This is a genomic window from Paraburkholderia phosphatilytica, from assembly GCF_003443895.1.
Lineage (GTDB): Bacteria > Pseudomonadota > Gammaproteobacteria > Burkholderiales > Burkholderiaceae > Paraburkholderia > Paraburkholderia phosphatilytica.
This window is the reverse complement of sequence record NZ_QQOA01000037.1, coordinates 40,595-58,006: the sequence shown is the minus strand read 5'-3', so window position 1 is coordinate 58,006 and position 17,412 is coordinate 40,595. Positions and strand designations below refer to the sequence as shown.

General features: G+C 64.7%; 15 protein-coding genes. 14 read left to right on the top strand and 1 reads right to left on the bottom strand.

The window, feature by feature from the left end:
- The 3 genes from DVS29_RS28925 to DVS29_RS28915 all read left to right on the top strand — a co-directional run bounded on the left by DVS29_RS28925 (window position 1) and on the right by DVS29_RS28915 (window position 3,672).
- Window positions 1-525 carry a YfiR family protein gene (locus DVS29_RS28925; protein WP_118183958.1) on the top strand — a complete coding sequence of 175 codons (525 nt, stop codon included), beginning with the start codon at window positions 1-3 and terminating at the stop codon, window positions 523-525.
- Window positions 522-2,441, top strand: coding sequence for a putative bifunctional diguanylate cyclase/phosphodiesterase (locus DVS29_RS28920; protein WP_240655830.1), 1,920 nt, complete (start codon window positions 522-524; stop codon window positions 2,439-2,441). Before DVS29_RS28925 ends, DVS29_RS28920 begins: the two co-directional genes overlap by 4 nt.
- A 79-nt stretch (window positions 2,442-2,520) precedes the next feature.
- On the top strand, window positions 2,521-3,672 hold the full coding sequence (locus DVS29_RS28915) for a peptidyl-alpha-hydroxyglycine alpha-amidating lyase family protein (RefSeq protein ID WP_118183957.1): 1,152 nt from the start codon (window positions 2,521-2,523) through the stop codon (window positions 3,670-3,672).
- Between the two features lie 2 nt (window positions 3,673-3,674).
- Here DVS29_RS28915 and DVS29_RS28910 read toward each other — a convergent pair whose 3' ends face one another.
- Window positions 3,675-4,931 carry an aromatic ring-hydroxylating oxygenase subunit alpha gene (locus tag DVS29_RS28910; protein ID WP_118183956.1) on the bottom strand — a complete coding sequence of 419 codons (1,257 nt, stop codon included), beginning with the start codon at window positions 4,929-4,931 and terminating at the stop codon, window positions 3,675-3,677.
- Between the two features lie 499 nt (window positions 4,932-5,430).
- On the opposite strand from DVS29_RS28910, the gene DVS29_RS28905 reads away from it, so the two are divergent.
- The 11 genes from DVS29_RS28905 to DVS29_RS28855 all read left to right on the top strand — a co-directional run bounded on the left by DVS29_RS28905 (window position 5,431) and on the right by DVS29_RS28855 (window position 17,397).
- Window positions 5,431-6,723 (top strand): quaternary amine ABC transporter ATP-binding protein, encoded by a 1,293-nt coding sequence (locus DVS29_RS28905; RefSeq protein ID WP_118183955.1) that lies wholly within the window; start codon window positions 5,431-5,433, stop codon window positions 6,721-6,723.
- Complete coding sequence (locus DVS29_RS28900) at window positions 6,720-7,610, top strand: ABC transporter permease (protein ID WP_118183954.1); 891 nt, start codon at window positions 6,720-6,722, stop codon at window positions 7,608-7,610. Before DVS29_RS28905 ends, DVS29_RS28900 begins: the two co-directional genes overlap by 4 nt.
- A gap of 124 nt (window positions 7,611-7,734) precedes the next feature.
- On the top strand, window positions 7,735-8,616 hold the full coding sequence (locus DVS29_RS28895) for a glycine betaine ABC transporter substrate-binding protein (protein WP_118183953.1): 882 nt from the start codon (window positions 7,735-7,737) through the stop codon (window positions 8,614-8,616).
- 120 nt (window positions 8,617-8,736) lie between these two features.
- Window positions 8,737-10,032, top strand: a complete 1,296-nt coding sequence (gene glyA, locus DVS29_RS28890) for a serine hydroxymethyltransferase (protein ID WP_118183952.1) — start codon at window positions 8,737-8,739, stop codon at window positions 10,030-10,032.
- An 88-nt stretch (window positions 10,033-10,120) separates the two neighbouring features.
- Window positions 10,121-11,008, top strand: coding sequence for a dihydrodipicolinate synthase family protein (locus DVS29_RS28885; protein WP_118183951.1), 888 nt, complete (start codon window positions 10,121-10,123; stop codon window positions 11,006-11,008).
- 12 nt (window positions 11,009-11,020) lie between these two features.
- Complete coding sequence (locus tag DVS29_RS28880; RefSeq protein ID WP_118183950.1) at window positions 11,021-12,352, top strand: NAD(P)/FAD-dependent oxidoreductase; 1,332 nt, start codon at window positions 11,021-11,023, stop codon at window positions 12,350-12,352.
- 17 nt (window positions 12,353-12,369) lie between these two features.
- Window positions 12,370-13,863 (top strand): aldehyde dehydrogenase, encoded by a 1,494-nt coding sequence (locus DVS29_RS28875; RefSeq protein WP_118183949.1) that lies wholly within the window; start codon window positions 12,370-12,372, stop codon window positions 13,861-13,863.
- A 175-nt stretch (window positions 13,864-14,038) separates the two neighbouring features.
- Window positions 14,039-15,040, top strand: coding sequence for a LysR substrate-binding domain-containing protein (locus DVS29_RS28870; protein ID WP_118183948.1), 1,002 nt, complete (start codon window positions 14,039-14,041; stop codon window positions 15,038-15,040).
- Window positions 15,037-16,053 carry a GlxA family transcriptional regulator gene (locus DVS29_RS28865; protein WP_118183947.1) on the top strand — a complete coding sequence of 339 codons (1,017 nt, stop codon included), beginning with the start codon at window positions 15,037-15,039 and terminating at the stop codon, window positions 16,051-16,053. The genes DVS29_RS28870 and DVS29_RS28865 overlap by 4 nt, the downstream gene beginning before the upstream one ends.
- Window positions 16,050-17,018, top strand: coding sequence for a LysR substrate-binding domain-containing protein (locus tag DVS29_RS28860; protein WP_240655829.1), 969 nt, complete (start codon window positions 16,050-16,052; stop codon window positions 17,016-17,018). Before DVS29_RS28865 ends, DVS29_RS28860 begins: the two co-directional genes overlap by 4 nt.
- Window positions 17,008-17,397, top strand: coding sequence for a cupin domain-containing protein (locus DVS29_RS28855; RefSeq protein ID WP_240655828.1), 390 nt, complete (start codon window positions 17,008-17,010; stop codon window positions 17,395-17,397). The genes DVS29_RS28860 and DVS29_RS28855 overlap by 11 nt, the downstream gene beginning before the upstream one ends.
- Window positions 17,398-17,412 lie beyond the last annotated feature (15 nt).

The window sequence follows — 17,412 nt, the reverse complement described above, 5'->3', positions numbered from 1 at the left end:
ATGAAGCCGATCCGGAACTGGCTTGCCGTCTGCGTATGCGTCGCGTTTGCGATGGCGACTTGGCACGCGTACGCGCAGACCGATCTGTTCGCGCTCGAAACCGCCTACATCTTCAACTTCACGCAGTTCACGCGCTGGCCGGCGGACGCGGCCCGCAGCGAACTGACGGTGTGCGCGAGCGCGCACAGCCCGTTGCGCAACGGACTCGCGGCGCTGAACGGCCGCGCGATCGGTTCGCTCGCGTGGCGCTTCCAGCCGCTGAGTGACAAGGGGCAGCAGGGCGATTGCAATGTGCTCGTGCTGAGCGGCCCGGACGACGTGACGTCCGGCGTGCGCGAGATGTTCGCGTCCGACCGACCGGTGCTGATCGTGTCCGAAGACGCCACGATGATGCCCGGCCCGGTCGTGATCCGGCTGATCGAGCAGGACGATCACCTGCGCTTCGACATCGACAACACTGAGGCGTCGAGGCGACACCTGTCGCTCAGCTCGAAACTGCTGAGCCTTGCACGGAGGGTCATGTGACGACCGAAAACAGGCGCACCGAAAGCGCCGTCAGACTGACCGTCCGCGCGAACTTCTTCAGCGTGGCGATGGCGCTTTTCGTGATCGGCATCGTGCTGCTCGTTTATCAGGCGGTGTCGTTGCGCAGCGCGCTGACGGACGATGCGTCGCTGCAGGCATCGGTGATCGCGGAGAACGTGACGGCGTCCATCATGTTTTCCGACGAGCACGCGGCCGCGGACCTGATGCGCTCGCTCGCGAACGTGCCCTACGTGGAGAGCCTGAGCGTCTATCTGACCGATGGGCGGCTCTTCTCGCGCTACGCGCGCGCAGGCATCAGCCGCGCGGAAGCCGAAGAAGGCACGCTCGAATCCGCCGCGGGCAACCGCGCGCTGTCGCTGGGCGACGTCACGGTCGAAGTGCCGATCCGCCAGAACGGCCGCCTGCTCGGATTCGCGGTGCTCGTCGCGACGAGCGAACAGGTTCGCGCGCAGCTGGCTCGCTACGCGTGCTTCCTCGGTCTCGCGAGTCTGTGCGCGATCTGGATTTCGACCGGACTGATGAACCGCATGCGCCGGCGCGTGGCGCGCGCCGAGCGCGAACTCGAATACCTCGCATCGACGGATCCGCTGACGAACCTGCCGAACCGCCGCTCGTTCTACGATTCGCTGCATCAGCGCCTGCGCGTGGCGCGACTGACGCGGCAGCAGATGGGCGTGATCCTCGTCGATCTCGACGACTTCAAGACCATCAACGATTCGCTCGGGCATGGCGCCGGGGACGAACTGCTGCAGCACGTCGCGACGATGCTGAAAGAAGCATCGAACGGGCAAGGCGCGGTGAGCCGCATGGGCGGCGACGAGTTCGCGATCACGCTCGATGTCGGCACGAACGAAGCGGAGGTCGGCGCGGTTGCGGGCAGCGTGGCACGCGCGCTTGGGCGGCCGGTGACGCTTGCGGGCCGCGACATGAACGTCACGGCGAGCGTCGGCTACTGTCTGTATCCGGAAGCGGGCGATGACGCGGCGAGCCTCGTCAGCAGCGCGGACATCGCGCTATATCAGGCCAAGAGCCGCGGCAAGAACATGGTGGTGCGCTTTTCGCCCGAGATGACGGATGCCGCGCGGCGGCGTGCGTACCTCGAAGCGGAACTGCGCAAGGCGCTCGACAATGACGCGCTGCAACTCTTCTATCAGCCGCAGTTCAGCTGCACCGGCGGCGCGCTGGTCGGCGCGGAAGCGCTCGCGCGATGGACGCACCCGCTGGAAGGCGTCGTCTCGCCGGCCGAATTCATCCCGATCGCGGAGCACAGCGACCTGATCGTGGCGCTCGGGCGCTGGGTATTGCAGCATGCATGCGTGGCCGCGGCGACGTGGAATGCGGCGGCCGGCGCGGACCGTTACCGGGTGGCGGTGAACGTGTCGGCGCGTCAGCTAAGGCATCCGTCGTTCCTGCCGGACGTTGCGGCCGCGCTTCGCTTGAGCGGGCTCGCGCCGGCGATGCTCGAACTCGAACTGACCGAGAGCTTCCTGATCGCGAACATGTCCATGGCGATCGACACGATGCAGCGGCTGCGCGCAATCGGCGTGAGCCTGTCGCTCGACGACTTCGGCACCGGCTATTCGTCGCTGTCGTATCTGCACGCGTTCCCGGTCAACACGCTGAAGATCGACCGCTCGTTCGTCGAGCGCCTGCCCGATGAGGGCCGCGCGATCGTCACGGCGATTCTTTCGATGGCGCACAGCTTCGATCTCGAAGTGGTTGCGGAAGGTGTCGAGCATCCGGCGCAGCTCGAATGGCTGATCGATGCCGGCTGCGACATCGTGCAGGGCTTCCTGACGGGGCGCCCGATGCCGCTCGAGCAGTTTCGCGAGCTCGTGCGCCACCCGTCGGCACCGTTGCCCGCGTCGAAGGCGCTGACGTCGCAAGCGGGGTAGCATCCCCCTCCAGTCGCCGTCTGCATGACACGCGGCCTGACTTCTTTCAACGGTACGTCAGTGATATGGAGGGGGAGACGTGAGCAATCAGCATTCCGTATTCTGTCCATGCTGTGGCGATGCGCGGCAACGCGCGCTGAGCCGGCGGCAGTTTCTGGCCGCGACCAGCGGCGGCATTGCGGCGCTAGCGTTGTTTCCGGGGCTTGCGCGCGCGCAGTCGGCGGTGCCGACCATCGCTTACGATTCGATTCCGCAGCCGGTGCAGTTGCCGCGCGACATGTACTTCGGCGAGTGCTCCGGCGTCTCCTTCAATTCGAAAGGTCACATCTTCGTGCTGTCGCGCGGCAACAGCAAGGGGCCGGCGTACGGCGCGGCCGCCGCACAGCTGCTGGAGTTCGCGCCGAACGGCCGCTTCATTCGCGAGATCGGGCACAACCTGTATGCGTGGTCGTTCGCGCACACGGTGAAGGTGGACCGGCAGGACAACATCTGGGTGACCGACAAGGGTTCGGACATGGTCATCAAGTTCACGCCGGATGGACGCGTCGACATGGTATTCGGCCGCAAGCAGGAAGCCGCGGACGAAGCCACAGGACCGCTCAAGCATCCGAATCCGCCGCTGCCCGCCGAGCCGGGGCGCTTTCGCCAGGTCACCGACGTTGCATGGGACAAGGCGGGCAACACCTACATCAGCGACGGCTATATCAACTCGCGCGTCGCGAAGGTCGACAGGGACGGCAACTGGCTGAAGTCGTGGGGCGATCGCGGCACGGGGCCGGGCCAGTTCCATACGCCGCACAGCATCGCGGTGGACGCGAACGACCGCATCTACGTAGCAGACCGTAGCAATCGCCGCATTCAGGTGTTCGATACCGACGGCACGTTCCTCAGGCAGTTCACGATCGACGTGCCGGTTCCCGCAGGTGCGCGGCCGGCGATCGGCAACGTGCCGGACGAAGCCGAACTCGCGCAGGGTACGTTCGCGCCGGGTTCGCCATGGGCGATCTGCATTTCCCCGGGCCCGAACCAGGTGCTCTACAGCTCGGATGCGTACCCGGGCCGCATCTACAAGCTGTCGCTCGAAGGCGAGGTGCTGGGGGTGCTCGGAGAATCAGGCAAGCAGCTGAAGCAGTTCGGCTGGATCCATCAGATGGCGTGTCCTTCGGAGAACACGCTTTACGTGGCCGAACTGCTCAACTGGCGCATCCAGAAGCTGGTGCTGCATGCGTGATCTCACACGCCGTGCGCGTTCAGGCGGGCCGCGTACCAGCGCGAAAACTGGTCCACGTAGGTCTCGGTGAACGGCGAGAACAGGCCCGGCGAATACGCCGGGTCCTGCGTGCCTTCGTGCGTGATTTCGACGAGGTGCTTGTCCTGCGTGTTCGTCGCGACCCAGACCTCGGTCAGGTCTTTCACGTCGTAGTCCACGCCTTCCACCGCGTCGGCATGCACGAGCCATTTCGATCGCACCAGCGTCTTGTCCGGTGCGAGCGGAATGATGTACGACACCACGGCATGGTCGCTCATCACGTGCGTCCATGAGTTGTGCGTCCACAGGTGCACGTCGCCGAGATCGCGCCGCTGCAGGTTGCCGAACAGTTTCGTGCTGGCCACCCTGGTGCTGATGGTCTGCGATTCGCCATTGCCCGCAATCACGAGCTGCTGCGTTCTGAACTGCGTCACCGCGTCTTTGTCGAGCCATTCGACTGCGCTGCTAACGAATCCGTCTTGCTCCCAGCTCGCCTGGCAGGCCGCGTTGCGCGACTTGTAGTCTTCCAGCGCGAGCAGGGATTCTTCGCTGAGGTTGTCCGGGCAAAAGCCGAAGTCTTCCGGCAGGAACGATGCCGTCAGTTCCGGGTGCGTCGCCGCGCAGTGATAGCACTCGCGGTTGTTCTCGATGACAAGCTTCCAGTTGCCGTGCTCGATGATCTCCTGCTCGAACGCGATCTTCGTGTTTTGCAGATCGTACGGCGCGAAGCGCGCGATCATCGTCTCTTCGAGCTTCGCGATGTCCTGCGGCGCGTTGTTGTCGAGGCACACGAAGATGTGCGTGCCGATGATCTTCGTATGTACCGGAATCAGGCTGCGGCAACTGGTGTCGAAGTCTTTGCCCATGTGCGTGGCGTGGCGCAGGCTGCCGTCCAGGTCGTAGGTCCACTGGTGGTACGGGCATACCAGCATGCCGACGGTCGACTTGCCGGCTTCCTTCAGTCGCGCGCCGCGATGCCGGCACACGTTGCGATAGGTGCGGACGTTCTCGTCGTCGTCGCGCACGATGACGATCGAAGCCTTGCCGATATCCACCGTCGACACATCGCCCGGCTCGGGAACATCCGACGTCACGCCGACCAGAATCCAGTGCTTGTGAAAAAAGACCTCGACGTCCGTGTCGAACACGTCCTGGCGGCCGAACAGTTCGCCGGGCATGCCATGACCTGGCTGGCGGCTGCGGATCAATTCGCCATGGGTTTTGAGCTGCACTTCGGACATGGTCTCTCTCCAACGTTCAAGGGGGTGCGGGCTTCGTGGGGTCCCGCCATCGCAATCCAGTATTGGAGTGACGAAAAAGAGCGTCAACGCGCTTTATTTTCGGTCAGACATTACTTTGGATTATGCGAATGGCGGGCTTTAAAGACCCTGCCCAGGGCATTCCCTATGACGCGGTGCTTCCTCGAACTGCCCGCCAGGCGTGCCTTGGCGGGTTTGGCGGGGTGGGTGCTAACGCCGGAGCCGCGCCGGTGCTGGCTCCCGGCGAATTCCCGTTGCTTGTGCGGCTTTTCAGCCAACGCTGCACAGCTTCGATGCATTACCGGAGGTATGGGAAAAGGCTCAGAAAATGTAGCTGGAGGGGGTTAATTGGCTTGCTACGCTGCAAGCCATGCAATCAGCGCCGGGCCTCGGCTGGCGGGAACCCGGGCTGGATGCAGCGCGAACCGGCACCTCGGCTCGCAGGCTTCGACTTCTTGAACTCGCCAGTTGGGATGACAGAATGACCCCGAATCTGACATTCATGCCCGATGACGTCGTGCCGCAAGGCGCCATCGGTGACGCCCAGGACGTCGCGTCGGCAGACCGATCGGTCGCCGTTGCCGGCACCGACATCCTGACGGTCCGGAACCTGTCGAAAATCTTCGGACCGAAGCCGGAGCGTGCTGCCGAAATGGTGCGCCAGGGCCTTGGCCGCAACGAGATTTTCGAGCGCACCGGCAACATGGTGGCGGTCAACGACGTCAGCCTCAACGTTAGGGCCGGCGAGATTTTCGTCATCATGGGCCTCTCCGGTTCCGGCAAGTCGACGCTCGTGCGGCTGCTCAACCGGCTGATCGAGCCGACCTCCGGCCAGGTGATTCTGGAAGGCCGCGACATCGCGCCGATGTCCACGGAAGAACTGCGCGACGTGCGCCGCAAAAAGATGGCGATGGTGTTCCAGTCGTTCGCGCTGCTGCCGAACCGCACGGTGCTCGACAACATCTCGTACGGTCTCGAAGTGGCCGGCATCAAGAAAGCGGAGCGCTATGAGATCGCGCGGACCGCGCTCACGCGTGTCGGCCTTGGTTCATACGAAAAGCTGCTGCCTGGCGAGCTGTCCGGTGGCATGCAGCAGCGGGTCGGTCTGGCGCGCGCGCTCGCGGTGAACCCGTCCGTGCTGCTGATGGACGAAGCGTTCTCCGCGCTGGACCCGCTGATCCGCTTCGAGATGCAAACGGAGCTGCTGCGTCTGCAGAAAGAAGAGCAGCGCACCATCGTGTTCATTTCGCACGACATCGAAGAGGCGGTGAAGATCGGCGGCCGCATCGGCATCATGAAAGACGGCTGCCTGATCCAGGTCGGCACGCCGGCCGAACTGATCCAGTCGCCGGCGGACGACTACGTGCGCGACTTCTTCCGCCACGTCGACGTATCGCGTTTCCTGAAGGCGTCGAGCCTGTTGACCAACGTCGGCCGCGAGCTGATTTCGTGCGACGTCGGCGCGCCCGCGGAACGCTACCTCAACCAGCTGATCGACAGCGGCGCGGAATGCGGCTATGTGTGCGACGAAGCTGGCCAGTACCAGGGCTGCGTTACGCCCGCATCGCTGCACAAGGCCGCCGCGCGGTCGGTGCGCGAAGCGCTGCTGCGCGACGTGAGGGCAGTGTCGCTGGACGCGGACCTGCATGAACTCGCGACCATCGCGCTCGATCAGGAGCACGACGTTCCGGTCACCGATGCGTCCGGCAAGCTCGCGGGTGTGGTGTCCTGCCGCGCGATCCTGAAACAGGTCATGGAACGGAGGGCAGCATGAACTCGTCGTCGTCGCTGATCGGTCAGTTCGCTGAGAACGCCGTCAATTTTCTCTTCAATCATTTTCGCGGCGGCTTCGATGCGTTTTCGGCCGCGCTGGGCGCGGTCGTCAAGCTGCTCGAAACCGGACTGGGCGCGGTTCCGTTCCCCGTGATGCTGGTCGTGTTCATCGCGCTCGCGCTGTGGCGCCGTGGTGTCGTGTTCGCCGCATTCGTCGGCATCGCGCTGCTCGCGATCAACTACATGGGCCTGTGGCCGCAAACCACCGCGACGCTCGCGCTCGTGGTGGCGGCGACCTTCTTCAGTCTCGTGGTCGGCGTACCGCTCGGCATCTGGGGCGCCCGCAACAGCCGCGTGGGCCTGGTCCTGCGCTCGCTGCTCGACTTCATGCAGACGATGCCGGCGTTCGTCTACCTGATTCCCGCCGTGATTCTGTTCGGCCTCGGCCGGGTGCCCGCCGTGATCGCGACGGTGGTCTTCGCGATGCCGCCCGTGGTCCGGCTCACGACGCTCGGCATCCGCCAGGTGCGTGAAGAACTGCTGGAAGCCGGGCGCTCGTTCGGCAGCACCGACTCGCAGCTGCTGTGGAAAATCCAGCTGCCGAACGCGATGCCCTCGATCATGGCGGGCGTGAACCAGACCATCATGATGGCGCTTTCGATGGTGGTGATCGCTTCGATGATCGGCGCGGGTGGCCTGGGCGAATACGTGCTGAGCGGCATCCAGCGTCTCGACATCGGCATCGGTTTCGAAGGCGGCCTTGGCGTCGTGCTGCTCGCAATCGTGCTGGACCGGCTGACGGAAACCTTCGGCACGAAGTCGAAGAAGAAGGTGAAGCTTGCCGCACGAACGACGAAGGGCGCGCCCGGCAACGCGGCCAGTACCTGATGGTTCGGCGCCCGGACTCAACGTAACCCGGGCGCCTGAAGTACCGAAGTGTAGGGAGACCATACGCTACACAGCAGCATCCGTCATATCGTTGAATAGTTCATCTATAAAGAAGGAGTACTACATGAAACCCGGAATTTTGAAGTCGCTCCTGGCAAAGGTCGGTCTATCCACACTCGTCGCACTGGGCGTCGCCGCAGGTCCCGCGGTCGCCGCGGAACCGGTGAACATGGCCGTGACGGACTGGGCCGACGTGCTTGCCACGGCGAATATCGCGAAGTACGTGCTCGAGACGAAGCTGAACCAGCCGGTGAAGTTCACCTATGCCGACATCGGCATCCAGTACCAGGGCGTGGCGCGCGGCGATCTCGACATCATGGTCGGCGGCTGGCTGCCGGTCACGCACGCGGTGTACTACGCGAAGTACAAGGACCAGATGGATGACGTCAACGTCATCTACACCGGCGGCAAGAACGGCTGGGCGGTGCCTGCTTATGTGCCGGAGTCGCAGCTGTCGTCGATCGAGGATCTGAACAAGCCGGACGTGAAGAGCAAGCTGAACGGCACCATCCAGGGCATCGGTCCTGGCAGCGGCCTGATGCAGGCATCGGAAAAGACCATCCAGGCGTATGGCCTCAACGGCTACAACCTGCAGTCGTCCAGCGAAGCCGGCATGCTCGCGTCCATCTCGCGCGCGTACCAGTCGAACCAGTGGGTGGTCGCCACGGTGTGGAGCCCGCACTGGCTCTGGCAGAAATGGAAGATGCGCTACCTGAAGGATCCGAAGGGCACGCTCGGCGGTGAAGAGCAGGTGCACGCGTTCGCGTCGAAGCAGTTCGCCGGCAAGTTCCCCCGCGCGGACCAGTTCTTCAAGCACTTCAAGCTGACGCTCTCCGACGTCGAAGCAGTCGAATTCGACGGCAACTCGACCAACGACTATGCGGCCGCGGCGAAGAAGTTCGTCGACGCGCATCCGGAGAAGGTGAAAGCCTGGCTCGAGCAGTAATTCGCAGGACCGTAGCACACGCGTTGTATGTACGAGGGCGGCCGCGGATCATCGCGTGCCGCCGACGATTTTCGCAGTCTTGCAAGACCTGCATCAATGTTGTTACTTCCGGAGTGACCAGTGAACGAGAACTCGCGGTTTTTTTCTGAAACCCTCCAGAGCCATGACCCCGTCATCGCATCGGAGATCACACTGGAGTTGCGACGCCAGCAAAGCCAGATCGAACTGATCGCGTCCGAGAACATCGTCTCGGCCGCAGTCATGGAAGCGCAGGGCACGGTCCTGACCAACAAGTATGCCGAAGGCTATCCCGGCAAGCGCTATTACGGCGGCTGCGAGCACGTCGACCGGATCGAGGCGCTTGCCATCGATCGCGTGAAGGCGCTGTTCGACGCCGAATACGCGAACGTGCAGCCGCATTCCGGCGCGCAGGCGAACGGCGCGGTGATGCTCGCGCTCGTGAAGCCGGGCGACACGGTGATGGGCATGTCGCTCGACGCCGGCGGCCACCTCACCCACGGAGCCCGTCCCGCGCTGTCCGGCAAGTGGTTCAACGCCGTGCAGTACGGCGTGAGCCCGCAGACGTATCGCATCGACTACGACCAGGTTCGCCGGCTCGCGAAAGAGCACCAGCCGAAGCTGATCATCGCGGGCTATTCCGCGTATCCGCGCGCGCTCGATTTCGCCGCGTTCCGCGAGATCGCGGACAGCGTCGGCGCGATGCTGATGGTCGACATGGCGCATATCGCCGGCATCGTCGCGGCCGGCAAGCACGCGAACCCGGTTCCGTTCGCGGACGTGGTGACGTCGACCACGCACAAGACGCTGCGCGGTCCGCGCGGCGGCTTCATCCTCACCAATAACGGCGACATCGCGAAGAAGATCAATTCCGCGGTGTTCCCTGGCCTGCAGGGCGGCCCGCTGATGCACGTGATCGCCGGCAAGGCAGTCGCGTTCGGCGAAGCGCTGCGCCCGGAATTCACGACTTATATCGACCAGGTGCTGCGCAACGCGCAGGCGCTCGGCGACGTGCTGCAGACGGGCGGCCTGAGCCTCGTCACGGGCGGCACCGACAACCATCTGCTGCTCGTCGACCTGCGCGCGAAGGGCCTCAAGGGCACCCACGCCGAAAAGGCGCTGGAGCGTGCGGGCATCACCTGCAACAAGAACGGCATTCCGTTCGATACCGAGAGCCCGACGGTCACTTCGGGCATCCGGCTCGGCACGCCCGCCGGCACGACGCGCTGCTTCGGCACGGCGCAGTTCGAGCAGGTCGGCGAAATGATTCTCGAGGTGTTGTCCGCGCTGGAGCGCGAACCCAACGGCGACGAACAGGTGGAGCGCACCGTTCGCAGCCGCGTGCGCGAGCTGTGCAGCCAGTTCCCGATTTACTCGCACGGCGAGGCGCTCGTCTAGCGCACGCAGATTTCTGGAAGCCGGAAAGGACCGCCAGTAGAGGCGGTTCATCAGGCCTTGTTCAAGACTACTGAAGAGAGATACCGAAATGAGCTTCGAGGGAGTACACACACCGCTCGTCACGCCGTTCGACGCCGATGGCGAGATCGATCATGCATTGCTGGGCCGGCACGCGGCGAATCTCGCGGGCCGGGTGGCCGGGCTCGGCGTGGGCGGCACCACGGGCGAGTACTACGCGCTGAGTTTCGAAGAGCGCGTGAAGACGTTCCATACGGTGGCGGAGGCAGCCGGCGGCAAGACCTATCTGACCGCGGGCATCAACGCGACCACGACGAAAGACGTGATCCGCCTCGGTCAGGAAGCGAAAAAAGCGGGGCTCAACGCGCTGCTGGTCGCCGCGCCGTATTACGCGCAGCCGACGCAGGACGAACTGCTCGAGCACCTGCTGAAGGTGGACGACAGCCTCGGCATGCCGATCATGCTGTACAACTTCCCGGCGCGCACGGGAACCGACATCAGCGACGCCGTGCTCGAAAAGCTGCTCGAGCGGCCGAATTTCATCTCGATGAAGGAAAGCACCGGCGATATCGCGCATCTGCATCATCTGGCCACGCATTTCCGCGACCGTCTGCTGCTGAGCTGCGGCATGGATGACCAGGCGCTCGAATTCTTCGTGTGGGGCGTGAAGAGCTGGGTGGCGGGTGCGTCGAACTTCCTGCCGGAAGCGCATACCGCGCTGCTCGACGCGTGCGTGAAGCAGCACGATTTCGTGAAGGGCCGCGCGCTGATGGCGCAGCTGCTGCCCGTGCTCGAACTGCTGGAGCGCAGCGGCAAATTCATCCAGTACGTGCGCTACGGCTGCGAACTGGCGGGCACTCCGGTCGGCAATGCACGCGCGCCGCTCGGCACACTCACGGACGACGAACGCAGCGCCTTCGCGAAAATCGTCAAGCCTCTGCTGCGCAACGCCAACTAAACCCGCACTCGTATGACCTCGAAACTGGAATTCGTGCGGTTTCCCGCCCCTGACGGCGTGAACGGGTGGTGGGAAAGCTTGCCGCCGGCGCCGCCGGCGCAGACGGTGTCGTCCGAACGCAGTTATGACTGGGTCGTGATCGGCGGCGGCATTACCGGGCTGTGCGCCGCGCGCCGTCTGGCGGAACTCGCGCCCGATGCATCGATCGCGCTGGTCGAGGCGGACCGGATCGGGCGCACCACCGCCGGGCGCAATTCCGGCTTCTTCGTCGACCTGCCGCACGACATCAGCAGCGAAAGCTATTCGCGCAGCGTGGAAGCGGACAAGGCCGACGTGCGGCTGCAACGTCATGGCATCGATTACGTGCGCTCGGCCGTGCGTCAGCATGGCATCGAATGCGACTGGCGCGACGACGGCAAGTTTCATGCGTCGGTGAACAAGAAAGGCCATACCGCGCTGGCGCATTTCGCAGATGGACTGAGCCGCATCGACGAGCCGTTCGAATGGCTCGACGAAGCCGCGATCGGCAAGGTGACGGGCACGAGCTTTTATGAAGGCGCGCTCTTCACGCCCGGTTGCAGCACCGTGCAGCCCGCCGCGCTGATGCGCGGTCTCGCGGCGACGTTGCCTTCGAATGTGAAGGTGTTCGAGCTGAGCGCGGTTCGCAAGATCGATCAGCGCGGCGGCGTGAACGTGCTGGAGTTCGCCGCGGGCCGGATTCTGGCGAAACAGGTGGTGCTGTGCACGAACGCGTACGGCGCGACCTTCGGCGGTCATCCGAACGGGCTGTTGCCGGTCTACACGTTCGCGTCGATGACGCGCGTGATGAATCAGGACGAAATCCGCCGCCTCGGCGGTACGCGTTCGTGGGCGCTGATTCCGGCGGACCCGATGGGCTCCACCGTGCGCCGGCTCGGCACGGATCGCATCTGCGTGCGCAATCACTTCGCGTTCCGGCCGAGCCTCGAAGTCTCCGAGTCCGACCTGGCGAACGCGAAGCGCCTGCATCAACGTTCGTTCGACCGGCGCTTCCCGATGCTGAAGGGCGTCGAACTGGAATACACGTGGGGCGGTCCGCTGTGCCTGTCGGCCAATAACGGCGCGCTGTTCGGGCGCCGGGACGATGGTGTTTACGAAGCGATGGGCTGCAACGGACTCGGTCTCAGCCGAGGGTCCGCCGCCGGCAAGCTGATCGCCGAATATGCGCTCGGCGAGTCGAACGACCTCGTTCGCCAGCTGTTGAATCAACCGCATCCGCGTTCGCTGCCTGTGCGTCCGATCGCCGATATCGCCGTCTCCGCGGCGATCTGGGTCAAGGAATTCACGGCAGGAGCCGAGCTTTAATTTTTGAGGACACGACCATGACGACCTATCAGGAATGGAAACGCAAAGCGGACGCGCTGTCGCTGGATGGCCGGGCCTTCATCGCCGGCGAGCGCACCGCGGCGGCTTCGAATGAAACGTTTCGCACGCTCAATCCGTCGACCGGCAAGGTGCTCGCCGACATCGCGAAGTGCGACGCGAAAGACGTGGACCGCGCCGTGACCGCGGCGCGTGATGCATTCGAAAGCGGCGTGTGGTCGAAGGCCGCGCCCGCGCAGCGCAAAGCCGTGCTGCTGCGGCTCGCGCAGCTGATCGACGAACACACCGACGAACTCGCGCTGCTCGAAGCGCTCGAAGCGGGCAAGCCGATCAGCGAATGCCTGGGTCTGGATATTCCCGAATCGGCGGCGTGCATCCGCTGGCATGCGGAAGCCACCGACAAGCGCTACGACGCGCTGTCGCCATCGGGCCCGAGCGTGGTGAGCATGATCACGCGCGAACCGATCGGCGTGGTGGGCGCCGTGCTGCCTTGGAATTTTCCGGCGCTGATGCTGGCATGGAAAATCGGCCCGGCGCTGTCGGTCGGCAATAGCGTGATCGTCAAGCCGGCCGAGCAAACGTCGCTGTCCACGCTGCGCATCGCCGATCTCGCGCTCGAAGCTGGTGTGCCCGCGGGCGTGTTCAGTGTCGTCACCGGTTTTGGCGAAGGCGCCGGTCAGGCGATCGGCTGTCACGCGGATGTCGACCTCGTCGCGTTCACGGGTTCGACCGAAACGGGCAAGCGTTTCCTGCGCTATTCCGCGGATACGAACCTGAAGCGCGTGGTGCTGGAATGCGGCGGCAAGAACCCGCAGATCGTGCTGCCCGACGTCGCGAATCTCGATCCCGTCGCGGAGAATGCGGTGGCCGCGGCGTTCTGGAACATGGGCGAGAACTGCAGCGCCGGGTCGCGTATCATCGTGGCCGCCAGCAGGAAGGCCGAATTGCTGGAGAAGGTGCAGGCGGTGCTGGAAGGCTGGAAAACCGGCGATCCGCTCGACCCCAACGTGAAGCTCGGCTCGTTGATCGAAGAGGCGCATTACCGGAAGGTGCTCGCGCACATCGAGAAAGCGAAAGCGGAAGGCGCGCGCGTGGTGTGCGGCGGCCAGGCGACGCTCGCCGAAACGGGCGGCTGGTTTGTCGAGCCGACCATCTTCGACAACGTGACGCCCGAGATGACGATCGCGCGCGAGGAAGTGTTCGGCCCGGTGGTCTGCTTCATCGAATACGACGACGTGGAAGACGCGGTGCGGATCGCCAACGATACCTGCTACGGCCTCGCTGCCTCGCTGTGGACGGACAACGTGAATCACGCGCACAAGATCGCGGCGCGCATTCGCGCGGGCACGGTCACGGTGAACTGCTTCGGTGAGGGCGATCTGTCGACGCCGTTCGGCGGCTTCAAGCAGTCCGGTTTCGGCGGCCGCGATAAATCGATCTATGCGCACGACCAGTATTGCGAACTGAAGACCACGTGGCTGAAGCTCGATTGATGCCGCTCCGCGACCTCGGGTTGGCCGCGCTTGCCATTCAGGAGTGAGGCTCGCACACTATTTTGTCTGAGGGGTTCGTGCCGTTGCACGATACCCTGGTGTTCGCGCAGCGATGCAGTTTGCAAGACGGGCTCTTCGGAGCCCGCTCGCGTTGCCCGCCTGAAAGGTGATAGTCATGCAGAAAAAACAGATGTTTGCCGACCGGTTGCTCGCGCAGATGCCGTCGCTGCGCGCGCTGCGCTGCTTCGTCACGGCGGCGCGCTACGAGAGCTTCACGCAGGCCGCCGAGGTGCTGTGCGTGACACAGGCCGCGATCAGCCGGCAGATCAAGGAGCTCGAAGATTCGCTGGACGTCGCGCTGTTCGAGCGCACGGGCCGGCACATCGCGTTGACCGATGCGGGGCGCATTCTCTACAACGCGTCGTATCTGTCGATCATGAACATCGCGGAGGCTGCCGAGGCGGTGCGCCGCTCCGACAAGCATGCGTTGACGATCTGCGTATCGCACACGTTTTCCGCGCTGTGGCTGTCGTTCCGGCTGCCTTCGTTGCGTAAGCGCTTTCCCGATCTGCGGCTGCACGTGATGGTGACCGAGCACTTCATGGAGCTCGACGACATGATGGAGCCCGACGTCATCATCACGAAGAATCCGCCGCGCGAGCCGGAGTACGAAGTCGAGCCGCTCTTTCACGACGTCGTGTATCCGGTCTGCAGCCGGTCGTTTCACGAGCATCATTTCCATAACCGGCCGCTCAAGCCGCTCGACCTGCTTTCGCACCCCACGCTGAACCTGTCGCTGCTCGGGCGCGCGCAGGTCTGCGAACACGTCGACTGGCGCGTGTGGCGAAACTGGTTTCAGCAAGGCGACGGTTCCGACCGTCTGGTGGAAAACGAGCACCTGGAGAGCAACGACTACCGGCTGCTCGTCGCGCAGGCCGAAGCCGGCGAAGGCACGCTGCTCGGCTGGCATCACCTCGTGCACCGGCAGGTCGAACAGGGGCTGCTGGTGCGGCCGGTGCAGGACGCGCTCGTGTTCCAGGACCGCCATCACTATCTGATCACGCACAAGAATGCGCGGCTGCGGCCGGAGTACGAGCAGTTTCGCGAGTGGCTCGGCGAAGAGGTGGGCGCGATGATGCGCGAGTGGCACGGCGTCGAAGCCGAAGTCGCGCGATGACCTCTGGCGCCACGCGGCAGCTTCGCTTTGGCATCGTGCTGCTGCCCAACTTCACGCTGACCGCGTTCTCGGGTTTCGTCGACCTGTTGCGGCTCGCGAGCGACGAAGGCGACATGAGCCGCCCCGTGCGCTGTTCGTGGACGATCATCGGCGAATCGCTGGTGCCCGTGCGCGCCAGTTGCGGCATCCAGGTCACGCCGTGGACGACCTTCGAAGACGCCGGCACGTTCGATTACGTGGTGGTGGTGGGCGGCCTGCTGCACTCGGGGCCGTCGGCGAGCGCGGCGACACTGAAGTTCATCCGCGCCGCGGCGGAAACCTCGGCCACGCTCGTCGGCATCTGCACCGGCGTGTTCGCGCTGATGCGCGCCGAAGTGATGGACGGCTACCGGATGTGCGTGAGCTGGTTCCACTACTGGGACTTCGTCGAGCGCTTTCCGGGCGTCGACGAGCGCAACCTGATCGCCGACCGTCTGTTCGTGATCGACCGGCGGCGGATCACCTGCTCGGGCGGACGCGCATCGATCGACGTTGCGGCCGCGATCCTGTTGCGGCACGTGGAAGCCACGATCGTGCAGAAGGCGCTGCGCATTCTGCTGGTCGACGATGCGCAGAAGGGCAACGCGCCGCAGCCGCATCCGCCTGGACTCGAACCGGCCACACACCCGAAGGTGCGGCGCGCGATCCTGCTGATGGAGCAGCATATCGGCCATCCGTTGAGCCTCGCGGAACTCGCGCATCGCGTGGAAATGTCCGTGCGGCAGCTCGAGCGGCTGTTCGCCGCGGAGACCGGCAAGTCGCCGCACGCGTATGGCCGGCAGATCCGCATCCGGATGGCGTCGTGGCTGCTGACGAGTTCGGACCGCACGGTGGCGGACATCGCGACGTCCTGCGGCTTCGCGGATGCGTCGCATCTGGGCCGCGAATTCCGCAAGGCATTCGGCGAGTCGCCCAACGTGTACCGGACGGCGCGACCGCCGCTCGTCGAGCCGGAACGGGTGGCGATGCAATGAAAGGGATTCCCGCCCGAACCAAAGGCTACCGCCGGCTGATTCCGTCGATGACGGCGCTGGTCGAATTCGAGGCCGTCGCGCGCCTTGGCAGCTTCACGCTTGCGGCAAACGAGCTCGGCGTCACGCAGGCCGCGGTGAGCCGGCAGGTCCGCTTTCTGGAAGAGACGCTCGGCGTGCGCCTGTTTCACCGGCTGCATCGGTCCATCTCCCTGACGGGCGAGGGCGAGGCGCTCTATGTCGTCGTCGCGGAATCGATGCAGAAGATCGCGGGCACGTTCGATCGCCTCGCGAGCGGGACCGAAGAGCAGGAGCTGGTGCTGGCCGCGACGGCCGGCTTCTCGCATTTCCGCCTGCTGCCCCGGCTCGCGACGCTGAAGCAGTCTCAACCGAACCTGCAGCTGCGTCTGTCGACGCAGATGTTTACGGCGGATCTGCGCCACAAGGAAATCGACGTCGCGGTGCGTTTCGGCAATGGGCAGTGGAGCGACGGTACCGCGACGCTGCTGTTCGACGAAGAGGTGTTTCCGGTCTGCTCGCCGCGCTGGCTGCAGGCGCACGGCGTGCCCGCTTCCGTGGCCGAGCTGGCGCAAAGCGCGCTGGTGGAGTCGGATTCCACGTCCGAAGGATGGATGGGCTGGGACGCGTGGTTTCGCGCGGTCGGCTACCGGCCCCCGAAGCTGCACTACGCGTTCCGTTCGAGCCTCTACACCGATGCGATCGAGGCCGCGCGCTTTGGACAAGGCGTCGCGCTCGGCTGGGGGCGGCTCGTGCAGGACCTGCTGGCTTCGGGCGAACTCGTGCGGCTGCCGGTCGCATCGTTCAAGACCAGCGACGCGTATTTCATCGTCGTACCCCATGGCCGCACGATTACCCCGGCCATCGACGGCCTGATCGACTGGCTTCGTCAGGACGCCGTGACGCGTTCGGCGGTGTCGATCACCAACGGAGAACACTGTGACGAGTAAGGACCTGCAAGCGCCGGCGCTCGCCGGACTGTTCGTGAAGGGCGGACGCGCCCGCTACACGATCGAGTCTGACGACTGGCAACCGATGATGATCGGCGACACGCCGCTTGCCGGCTTCTCGTGGATTCCGGTGGCGGAGGAGGACGGTGCATGGTCCAGCTACTGGATGCGCATCGATGCCGGCGCGCGCTCGCCGTCGCATCGGCACGAATCGATCGAGTTGCTGATGATTCTGGAAGGCATCTTCACCGACGACGACGGCACGGATTTCGTGCCGGGCGAAACCGTCACGTATCAGGCGGGCACCACGCACCGTTCGTTTTCGCGCGACGGATGCGTGGTGCTGGTGGTCACGCGGGAGGCGTCGAGCATCGCGTGATCTGCGCCCGCGGCG

Bases quoted from the DNA above. Each gene is read 5' to 3' on its own strand.
- DVS29_RS28865 (WP_118183947.1), top strand. From the start codon at position 15,037: ATGACCTCTGGCGCCACGCGGCAGCTTCGCTTTGGCATCGTGCTGCTG.
- DVS29_RS28895 (WP_118183953.1), top strand. From the start codon at position 7,735: ATGAAACCCGGAATTTTGAAGTCGCTCCTGGCAAAGGTCGGTCTATCC.
- DVS29_RS28925 (WP_118183958.1), top strand. From the start codon at position 1: ATGAAGCCGATCCGGAACTGGCTTGCCGTCTGCGTATGCGTCGCGTTT.
- DVS29_RS28870 (WP_118183948.1), top strand. From the start codon at position 14,039: ATGCAGAAAAAACAGATGTTTGCCGACCGGTTGCTCGCGCAGATGCCG.
- DVS29_RS28875 (WP_118183949.1), top strand. From the start codon at position 12,370: ATGACGACCTATCAGGAATGGAAACGCAAAGCGGACGCGCTGTCGCTG.
- DVS29_RS28885 (WP_118183951.1), top strand. From the start codon at position 10,121: ATGAGCTTCGAGGGAGTACACACACCGCTCGTCACGCCGTTCGACGCC.
- DVS29_RS28900 (WP_118183954.1), top strand. From the start codon at position 6,720: ATGAACTCGTCGTCGTCGCTGATCGGTCAGTTCGCTGAGAACGCCGTC.
- DVS29_RS28910 (WP_118183956.1), bottom strand. From the start codon at position 4,931: ATGTCCGAAGTGCAGCTCAAAACCCATGGCGAATTGATCCGCAGCCGC.
- DVS29_RS28860 (WP_240655829.1), top strand. From the start codon at position 16,050: ATGAAAGGGATTCCCGCCCGAACCAAAGGCTACCGCCGGCTGATTCCG.
- DVS29_RS28880 (WP_118183950.1), top strand. From the start codon at position 11,021: ATGACCTCGAAACTGGAATTCGTGCGGTTTCCCGCCCCTGACGGCGTG.
- DVS29_RS28905 (WP_118183955.1), top strand. From the start codon at position 5,431: ATGACCCCGAATCTGACATTCATGCCCGATGACGTCGTGCCGCAAGGC.